This is a genomic window from Agromyces sp. P1_H4 (assembly GCF_056405255.1).
This window is the reverse complement of record NZ_JBFUCL010000369.1, coordinates 1-3601: the sequence shown is the minus strand read 5'-3', so window position 1 is coordinate 3601 and position 3601 is coordinate 1. Positions and strand designations below refer to the sequence as shown.

General features: G+C 71.5%; 6 protein-coding genes and 1 pseudogene. 4 read left to right on the top strand and 3 right to left on the bottom strand.

The annotated features are described in order from the left end of the window. A partial coding sequence (locus AC1DY2_RS17265; protein WP_476763532.1) for a serine/threonine-protein kinase occupies positions 1 to 788 on the bottom strand: 788 nt, incomplete at its 3' end. 214 nt (positions 789 to 1002) lie between these two features. Between AC1DY2_RS17265 and AC1DY2_RS17260 the strand changes: the two genes are divergently transcribed. The 3 genes from AC1DY2_RS17260 (at position 1003) to AC1DY2_RS17250 (ending at position 2121) form a co-directional block, all read left to right on the top strand. Beyond that, a complete protein-coding gene (locus tag AC1DY2_RS17260; RefSeq protein WP_476763531.1) occupies positions 1003 to 1473 on the top strand; it encodes an SRPBCC family protein in 471 nt (156 codons plus the stop codon). Beyond that, complete coding sequence (locus AC1DY2_RS17255) at positions 1470 to 1787, top strand: ArsR/SmtB family transcription factor (protein ID WP_476763530.1); 318 nt, start codon at positions 1470 to 1472, stop codon at positions 1785 to 1787. The genes AC1DY2_RS17260 and AC1DY2_RS17255 overlap by 4 nt, the downstream gene beginning before the upstream one ends. Positions 1788 to 1863: 76 nt before the next feature. Next, on the top strand, positions 1864 to 2121 hold the full coding sequence (locus tag AC1DY2_RS17250; RefSeq protein WP_309974111.1) for a zinc ribbon domain-containing protein: 258 nt from the start codon (positions 1864 to 1866) through the stop codon (positions 2119 to 2121). Between the two features lie 41 nt (positions 2122 to 2162). On the opposite strand, the gene AC1DY2_RS17245 is transcribed toward AC1DY2_RS17250, so the two are convergent. Continuing rightward, positions 2163 to 2630 (bottom strand): VOC family protein, encoded by a 468-nt coding sequence (locus tag AC1DY2_RS17245; protein WP_476763529.1) that lies wholly within the window; start codon positions 2628 to 2630, stop codon positions 2163 to 2165. 116 nt (positions 2631 to 2746) lie between these two features. Continuing rightward, on the bottom strand, positions 2747 to 3340 hold the full coding sequence (locus tag AC1DY2_RS17240; protein ID WP_476763528.1) for a hypothetical protein: 594 nt from the start codon (positions 3338 to 3340) through the stop codon (positions 2747 to 2749). A gap of 75 nt (positions 3341 to 3415) precedes the next feature. Between AC1DY2_RS17240 and AC1DY2_RS17235 the strand changes: the two are divergent. Further along, positions 3416 to 3601 (top strand): annotated as a pseudogene (locus tag AC1DY2_RS17235) (hypothetical protein); the annotation flags it as partial.

The window sequence follows — 3601 nt, the reverse complement described above, 5'->3', positions numbered from 1 at the left end:
ACCGTCTTCATGCTCGGCCGGCGCCGCGGGTCGGACGCGAGCATGGTGCGCAGCAGCGGATCGAGGGCGCCCGCCCGCTGCGGGGGAGGGAAGTCCCCGCGGGCGACCCGGTGCAGGAGCGCGAGCGGGTTGCGGTCGGCGCCGAACGGCGGCCGGCCCTCCAGCATCGTGTACATCGTGGATCCGAGCGAGAACACGTCGGAGGCGAAGCTCGACGGCTTGCCCTGCGCCACCTCGGGCGCCAGATAGGCCGGAGTACCGTGCACCATGCCGGTGGCCGTGATGGTGGTGTCGCCGAGGGCGTGCGAGATGCCGAAGTCGCTGATCATCGCCGAGCCGTCCTCGGTGATGAGGATGTTGCCCGGCTTCACGTCGCGGTGCACGATGCGCAGCTTGTGGGCCGCCGCGAGGGCCGACCCGACCTCGGCGCCGATCCGGGCCGTCTCGCGCGGGGTCATGGTGCCGCGCTCCCGGAGCAGGGCCGACAGGGGCGTCGACTCGACGAGCTGCATCACGAGGCACGGCTGGCCCTCGTGTTCGACGACGTCGAACACGGTGACCGCGTGCGGATGGTGCAGCCCGGCCGTGATGCGGGCCTCCCGCATCGCCCGGTCGGTCGCGGCCTCGCGCTCGCGGTCGCTGAGGTCGGGCTGGGTGCGCAGCATCTTGAGCGCGACGTCGCGGTGCAGTCGCTCATCCCAGGCATGCCACACGACGCCCATGCCGCCCGAGCCGATCAGCTTGACCAGCCGGTAGCGGTCGGCGACGAGGGTCGTCGGACTGCTCATTGAGCTCGCTCCTTCGGGTTGGCACGACGCTACGCCCGACAGGCGGTTTGCTCACGGGCCTTGCGGCGGTGGCTCCGGTGTGGAAGGAGCGTCACCGAACTGCAACCCGGGGGTTGCGTCGCGGATGGCGATGTGCAACTCTAAAGTTGCATTCAAAGGTGGAACGCCCCACATTCCGCACCGAACTCCCACGAAAGGAACCATCATGGAGCACATGACCAGCAACCCGGCATCCGTCGTCGACGAGGGCCAGTTCGCCGTGCGACGCACGATCCAGATCGCGGCGCCCATCGAGAAGGTGTGGTCGGCGGTCACGCAGCCCGAGCACATCTCGCAGTGGTTCGGCACGGCTGTCATCCACGGCGCCGGGGTCGGCGCGCGCGGAACCCTCACCTTCGAGGGCTACGGCGCCGTGCCGCTGCGCATCGAGGCGTTCGAGGAGCCGCGGCTCGTGTCGTACCGGTGGGGCAACGACGACGCGAGCGGCGTCATGCCCGACGACGTCGACGAGCACTCCACCGTCTTCACGTTCACCCTCGAGCCCACCGCCGACGGCACGCAGCTCACCGTGGTCGAGACCGGGTTCGAGGCCACCTCCGACCCCGCAGCAAACATGGAGAGCCACCGCGGCGGCTGGAACGACGAGCTCGACAAGCTCGTCGCCCTGCTCGAGCGCGGCGCATGACCATGCAGGCGCTGGTCCCCGTGTTCGCCGCACTCGGCGACGAGACCCGGTGGAGCATCCTGGCGGCACTCGGCGAGGGCGACGCGTCGGCGTCGGCCCTCGCCGGGCGCCTGCCCGTCACCCGCCAGGCGATCGCGAAGCACCTCGCCGTGCTGCAGGAGGTCGGCCTGGTCGAGCCGGTGCGGGTCGGACGCGAGGTGCGCTATCGCGTGATCGGGTCGGAGCTCGCCGCGACCGCGCGACGCCTCGACGCGATCGGCGCCGAGTGGGACCGCCGCCTCGCCGCGATCAAGGAGATCGCCGAGGGGCTCTGAGCACGGTCGCCTTGCGCAGCCGCCACGGCGGCGCAAGCCCGTGGCCGCGGCATCCGGCCGTTCGTACGATCGACGCATGTTCCTGTTCATCGGGGTGTTCCCTCGCGAGCGGCAACTCGCCACGTTGCGCTTCATCTGCGAGTACTGCCGGATGCCGGCGCCGCAGCGGGTCGTCGAGGTCGGCAGTCGGCTCTGGCTGTTCTTCATCCCGACCTTCACGTTCGCGCGTCAGTACGCGGTCGTCTGCTCGAACTGCGGCGGCGCCACCGAGCTCACGCGTGAGCAGGCGCGACACCCGGAGGATTGGGCCGCCGCCAGCCGGCTGCCCGGTTGAGGCGAGGCGCCCGGCCGCCGGCCGGTCGGTCCCCGGCCGGCTCAGGCGTCCTCGAGCTCGGCGATGACGATCTTCTTCTGCCGCATCATCACCTGGATCTGCTCGGGCCGGCGCGTCAGCTCGCCCATGTTCGCGGGGACGACCTGCCAGCTCAGGCCGAACCGGTCCTTGCACCAGCCGCACTGCTCCGACTCGGGGTCGTGCGACAGCTTCGACCAGTAGTCGTCGATCTCGGCCTGGTCGGCGCACGCCACGACGAACGAGATCGACTCGTTGAACCGGAAGACCGGTCCGCCGTCGAGGCAGGTGAACGCCACCCCGTTGAGCGTGAACCGCCCGCTCAGCACCCTGCCGGTCATGCCGGCGAAATGCTCGTCGAGGGACTCGTCGGGATACTCTTCGATGGAGTCGATGCGGGAGTTCGGGAACACGCTGACGTAGTACTCCATCGCCTCGCGGGCCTGGTGGTCGAACCACAGGCACGGCTGGATGGGTGAGAGCTCGGCCATCGGTGACTCCCTTGTTCGGCCCCCCGCTTCGCCGCCAAGGGTACGCGCGTGCCGAAGGCTCGGCGAGGCCCGCGTTCGGGGCGGCGCGCCGCCGAGCCGGCCGCGTGATCGGGGAATCAGGCCGGATCGATCCGCAGCACCGTGGGTGCATCGCCGATCATGAGGTCGTCGACGACGCGGATGCCGCGGGCGAGCGCGTCGACGTCGCCGATGACGGTGCCGAACCGCTCCCGGTCGCTGCACACGGCCGTCACGCTGACGAGGTGCGGCCCGAGGTCCCAGGTGTAGGTGGCGAACGGCGAGGTGCGTCCGTCGGCGGGCAGCGGCACGGTGACCTTCTCGCCGCGCCCCAGGTACGTCCCCTGGAAGGCCTCCGTGTCCTCCGGCCGCTTCGGCATCGCGGAACGCGCGAGCCGCACCTGCGGTGTCGCCTGCTGCACCTGCGCGACCACGACGACGAGCTCGGGATCGGCCCGCCACACCCATGCGAGCACGCGCCCCGCCGCCCGCCGCATGAGGAACGGCACGGCCTGGCTCATCGCCCAGGCGCTCACGCCGCCGCCGGGCAGCGACGGCGCACCGAGCGCGCCCGTCGCCTGCTGCAGCAGCATGCCGATCGCGGCCCGGCGATGCCGGCGGCCCCGGAGCCCGAGGGACTCCGTGATCGGCACCCACCGGGAGCGATCGGCGTCCGCCTGCAACCGGGGCATGCTCCCAGCCTACGAGCGGTCGCCGGCGCCGCGCGATGACCCGGCACGGCGATCGACTGCTCCTACAGTGAAGGGATGGATTCCTGTGCCGCGCTCGCCGAGTCGATCGACCGCCTCGCTTCGCGCGGCCACTCGAACCGGCGGTTCCTGAAGGAGCTCGGGCGGGTCGGCGGCGTGCGGCGCGGCCCACTCTGGCTGACGGATGCCGCGAGCGGCGGGAGCAACCGGCTGCGCGGCCGTGGCTTCCGCGCGCAGCTCGAC

What these genes read in the sequence shown, in the direction of transcription:
- AC1DY2_RS17260 (WP_476763531.1), top strand. Translation starts at nt 1,003, where the DNA reads ATGACCAGCAACCCGGCATCCGTCGTCGACGAGGGCCAGTTCGCCGTG.
- AC1DY2_RS17255 (WP_476763530.1), top strand. Translation starts at nt 1,470, where the DNA reads ATGACCATGCAGGCGCTGGTCCCCGTGTTCGCCGCACTCGGCGACGAG.
- AC1DY2_RS17250 (WP_309974111.1), top strand. Translation starts at nt 1,864, where the DNA reads ATGTTCCTGTTCATCGGGGTGTTCCCTCGCGAGCGGCAACTCGCCACG.
- AC1DY2_RS17245 (WP_476763529.1), bottom strand. Translation starts at nt 2,630, where the DNA reads ATGGCCGAGCTCTCACCCATCCAGCCGTGCCTGTGGTTCGACCACCAG.
- AC1DY2_RS17240 (WP_476763528.1), bottom strand. Translation starts at nt 3,340, where the DNA reads ATGCCCCGGTTGCAGGCGGACGCCGATCGCTCCCGGTGGGTGCCGATC.